Below are 4,447 nucleotides of genomic sequence, written 5' to 3' on the forward strand. Positions count from 1 at the left end.
CCCTCTCCAGGGCCCGTGCGGCGTAGGTGGACTGGGCGCCCGGGTCCTCCCAGCCGCCACTTCCCAGCCGGTCGGCGACGCCGCCGCCGGCGACCACGGCCAGGGCCGTGACCAGCAGGGCGAGCAGCAGCGTGAGCCGCGGCCGGGCCGTGACGAACCGGGTCCACCCCGCGTCCGCCTCGGAGGACGGCGGTTTCTTGACTTCGGACATGACTCGGTGTCCCCTTCACCGTGATTGCCAGGCAGCTTAGACTGGCAAACACGAGCACTCGTGTTTGTCAATCACCCACGGGAAGCAGGGGATTGGACATGCCGGGGACACGCATGGACAAAAACGCTGAAAAGGGGACCGGAAGCCGGACCGCGAGCCCTTCCGCCGCGACAGCCACGGCCGAGACCGGGACCACCGCCACTCCGCGCCGCCGCCAGGCCCGTGGCGAACGCCGGATCTCCCAGCTGCTGTCCGCCGCCGCCGGCGTGTTCTGCCGTACCGGCTACGCCTCGGCCAGCACCAACGCCATCGCCCGCGAGGCGGGCGTGTCGCCGGGCACCCTCTACCAGTACTTCCCCAACAAGGAGGCCATCGCGATCGAGCTCGGCGGGCAGCTCCTCCAGCGGGCGCACGAGACGCACGGACAAGCCTTCCGCCCCGAGAACCTCCAGCGCCCCCTGCCCGAGCTGCTCGACGCCGTCCTCGACCCGGTCATCGCCTTCAACTGCGAGAACCCCGCCTTCTGGGCCCTCATGCACGGCACCGGCGTCCCCGGCATCGCCCAGGAGCACGAGGAACTGCACACCGGCCTGCTCACCCGCATCGAGGCCGTGCTGCGCGACTTCTGCCCCCAGGCCTCGGCCCAGGAGCTCGCCCACATCTCGAACATGATCCTGGGCATCTTCAAGTCGTCCCTCGACCTGATCCTGGCCCACGAGGGCGACGAACGCGCCGCCTACACCGCCGAACTCAAGACCGTCCTGCTGCGCTACCTGGAGCCGATGATCACCCGGACTCCCCCTCACTGACCCGCCCGGCCCGCCCGGCCCGCACCACCTCGGCGTCCTCGGACCCGCGCGCGGGCCGGCGGCCGCAGGCCCACCAGCGCGAACGCCGGGACGGACAGCATCCCGGCCGCCCACCGGCGCAGCCGCCTCGCCCGGCCCCGTCAGCCCGCCTCGCCGCGCCCCACGTCATGATGGCCCCATCAGCGGCAGCGCGGGGGACCCGAACCGCGCCGACCCCGGTCGGCGGCGAAGGCCGTCGACACCGCCCCGAGCAGCCGGCCGGGGCGCCCCCGCCCAGCAGCAGCGGCACGGCGATGACCGGCCTGGGCCCATCCGCCGCGACACCCCGCACGCGAGCCGGGGCGCGCGTACGCGGCAGCCGCGATCAGGGGCGGGGCTTCCCGAGTGATCCATATCGGCTATTTCCGTACAGTTCCACCCATATCGGCCAGTTTTCCCGCGAGGATCGAAAGACGGGAGCCGGTACTCGCTTTGGTACCCCCCAGGGGTATAGTCTCGAAGTGTCGGGAGGACGGTGGAGCCATCGGCCGCCCCTCCCGGTGACCGGCACACGCCCCTGAAGAGGAGAACGACATGACCGCCGAGACGGACACCCAGACCACCACCGTCTACCGGGTGACCGGCATGACCTGCGGACACTGCGAGGGCGCGGTGACCACCGAGATCTCCGCCCTGCCGGGCGTCAGCACGGTCAAGGCCGTCGCCGCGACCGGCGAGGTCACCGTGGTCTCCGCCGCCCCGCTCGCCGACGAGGACGTCCGCGCCGCGGTGGACGAGGCCGGCTACGAGTTCGCCGGACAGATCTGAGCGGCGCGCCCCACCCGCACGGCACCCGCGGCAGCCCCGCGGGACCCCGCCGGGCCGTGCCGGCCAGCTCATACTGGTCCCGTACGGCCCGGCCATCCCCCTGGAGCCGGAACATGACCAGCAGCACACTGCACGACGGACCGATAACGGCGGTCGAGCTCTCGATCGGCGGGATGACCTGCGCCTCCTGCGCCGCCCGCATCGAGAAGAAGCTCAACCGGATGGACGGCGTCGAGGCCTCGGTGAACTACGCCACCGAGAAGGCCCGCGTCTCCTACACCGGCGATGTGCAGGTCGCCGACCTGATCGCGACCGTCGTCAAGACCGGCTACACCGCCGAGGAGCCCCCGCCGCCGCCCGCCCCGGAAGCCGCCGAAGCGGTACGCGCCGAAAGCGGGGCCGAAACGCCCGACCCGGTGCTCGCCGCGCTGCGGCAGCGCCTGCTGGTCTCCGTCGCGCTCGCCCTGCCCGTGATCCTGCTCGCGATGATCCCGGCCCTCCAGTTCGACAACTGGCAGTGGCTCTCCCTGACCCTCGCGGCCCCCGTCGTCGTCTGGGGCGGCTACCCCTTCCACAAGGCCGCCTGGACCAATGCCCGGCACGGCGCCGCCACCATGGACACCCTGGTCTCGGTCGGCACGCTGGCAGCCTTCGCCTGGTCACTGTGGGCCCTGTTCTTCGGCCACGCGGGCATGCCCGGCATGCGCCACGGCTTCGACCTCACGATCTCCCGCACGGACGGATCCTCCGCCATCTACCTGGAGGTCGCGGCCGGCGTCGTCTCCTTCATCCTGCTGGGCCGCTACCTGGAGGCCCGCTCCAAGCGGAAGGCGGGCGCCGCCCTCAAGGCCCTGCTGGAGCTGGGCGCCAAGGACGTCGTCGTCCTCCGTGCGGGGCAGGAGGTACGGATCCCGGTGAGCGCGCTCGCGGTCGGCGACCGCTTCGTCGTCCACCCCGGCGAGAAGATCGCCACCGACGGCGCCGTCATCGAGGGCGGCTCCGCCGTGGACGCCTCCATGCTGACCGGCGAGTCCGTCCCGGTCGACGTCACCGTGGGCGACTCCGTCACCGGAGCCACCGTCAACACCTCCGGACGCCTGGTCGTCGAGGCCACCCGGATCGGCGCCGACACCCAGCTCGCCCGGATGGCGAAGATGGTGGAGGCCGCGCAGAACGGCAAGGCCGAGGTGCAGCGCCTCGCCGACCAGATCTCCGGGATCTTCGTACCCGTCGTCCTGGTGCTCGCCGTCGGTACCTGGATCACCTGGCTGCTGATCACCGACGACCCGACCGCCGCCTTCACCGCCGCCGTGGCCGTCCTGATCATCGCCTGCCCCTGCGCCCTGGGCCTGGCCACCCCGACCGCACTGATGGTCGGCACCGGGCGGGGCGCGCAGCTCGGCATCCTGATCAAGGGGCCCGAGGTGCTGGAATCCACCCGCCGTGTGGACACCGTCGTCCTGGACAAGACCGGCACCGTCACCACAGGCCGGATGACCCTCGCCGGCGTCTTCACCGCCGCGGGCGTCGACGAACGCGAACTCCTGCGCCTCGCCGGGTCCCTGGAGCACGCCTCGGAGCACCCGATCGCAAAGGCCGTCGCCACCGGGGCGGCGGAGCGGGCCGGCTCCCTGCCGGTTCCGGAGTCCTTCGAGAACGTCGCCGGACTCGGCGTCCAGGGCGTGGTCGACGGACACGCCGTCCTGGTGGGCCGCGAGCGGCTGCTGGCCGACTGGTCGATCGAACTGCCGGCCGCCCTCGCCGAGGCCAAGGCGGCCGCCGAGGCCGCGGGCAGCACCGCTGTCCTGGTGGCCTGGGACGGCGCGGCCCGCGGGGTCCTGACCGTCGCCGACGCGGTGAAGGAGACCAGCGCCGAGGCGGTCTCGCGGCTGCGGGCGCTCGGCCTCACCCCGGTCCTGCTGACGGGCGACAACCGGGCCGTCGCCGCGACGGTGGCCCGCGAGGTGGGCATCGACGAGGTGATCGCCGAGGTCCTCCCGCAGGACAAGGTGGACGTCGTACGCCGCCTGCAGGCCGAGGGCCGTACGGTCGCGATGGTCGGCGACGGGGTCAACGACGCGGCCGCGCTGGCCCAGGCGGACCTCGGGCTGGCCATGGGCACCGGCACGGACGCGGCCATCGAGGCGGGCGACCTGACCCTCGTACGGGGCGATCTGCGGGTCGCGGCGGACGCGATCCGGCTCTCGCGCCGGACCCTGGCCACGATCAAGGGCAACCTGTTCTGGGCCTTCGGCTACAACGTGGCGGCCCTGCCGCTGGCGGCCGCCGGTCTGCTCAACCCGATGATCGCGGGGGCCGCGATGGCCTTCTCCTCGGTCTTCGTGGTGACCAACAGCCTCCGGTTGCGGTCCTTCCGCTAGCGCCCCCTCCCCATGGTCCGCACACTTCCTTCACAGGAGACGCAGATCACAGTGACCACAACGTAACCATCCGGGGTCGTCATGGGTCTAATGGGGCGATGCCAAGAACGTCTTGGGGGACGTTTCACGGAGACCTGGGGGGGTTTCCGTGGGTATCAGCCGGCCGGGACACGTGCCCGCGGGAGGCTTTGAGCGGCCCTCCCGGACGAACGGGTCCCGGCACACCGACGCCCCGGCTC

The 4,447-nt window shown here is 72.3% G+C and carries 4 protein-coding genes; 3 read left to right on the forward strand and 1 reads right to left on the reverse strand.

Annotation, left to right across the window (positions count from 1 at the left end):
• On the reverse strand, positions 1 to 211 hold a 211-nt coding region (locus ACWGIU_RS30655), incomplete at its 3' end, for a hypothetical protein (RefSeq protein WP_453711256.1).
• A 113-nt stretch (positions 212 to 324) separates the two neighbouring features.
• On the opposite strand from ACWGIU_RS30655, the gene ACWGIU_RS30660 reads away from it, so the two are divergent.
• From ACWGIU_RS30660 to ACWGIU_RS30670, 3 genes are all read left to right on the forward strand, one after another.
• Entirely contained in the window at positions 325 to 1,020 is a 696-nt protein-coding gene (locus tag ACWGIU_RS30660; RefSeq protein ID WP_453711258.1) for a TetR/AcrR family transcriptional regulator, read from the forward strand.
• A gap of 573 nt (positions 1,021 to 1,593) precedes the next feature.
• Positions 1,594 to 1,827 carry a heavy-metal-associated domain-containing protein gene (locus ACWGIU_RS30665; protein WP_453711260.1) on the forward strand — a complete coding sequence of 78 codons (234 nt, stop codon included), beginning with the start codon at positions 1,594 to 1,596 and terminating at the stop codon, positions 1,825 to 1,827.
• 113 nt (positions 1,828 to 1,940) lie between these two features.
• The gene (locus tag ACWGIU_RS30670; protein ID WP_453711262.1) at positions 1,941 to 4,208 is read left to right on the forward strand and encodes a heavy metal translocating P-type ATPase; all 2,268 of its coding nucleotides are present in this window, start codon (positions 1,941 to 1,943) and stop codon (positions 4,206 to 4,208) included.
• Positions 4,209 to 4,447 lie beyond the last annotated feature (239 nt).

This window comes from Streptomyces sp. NPDC054840 (genome assembly GCF_053611065.1).

Coding starts and splice junctions, on each gene's coding strand:
- ACWGIU_RS30670 (WP_453711262.1), top strand. CDS start 1,941: ATGACCAGCAGCACACTGCACGACGGACCGATAACGGCGGTCGAGCTC.
- ACWGIU_RS30660 (WP_453711258.1), top strand. CDS start 325: ATGGACAAAAACGCTGAAAAGGGGACCGGAAGCCGGACCGCGAGCCCT.
- ACWGIU_RS30665 (WP_453711260.1), top strand. CDS start 1,594: ATGACCGCCGAGACGGACACCCAGACCACCACCGTCTACCGGGTGACC.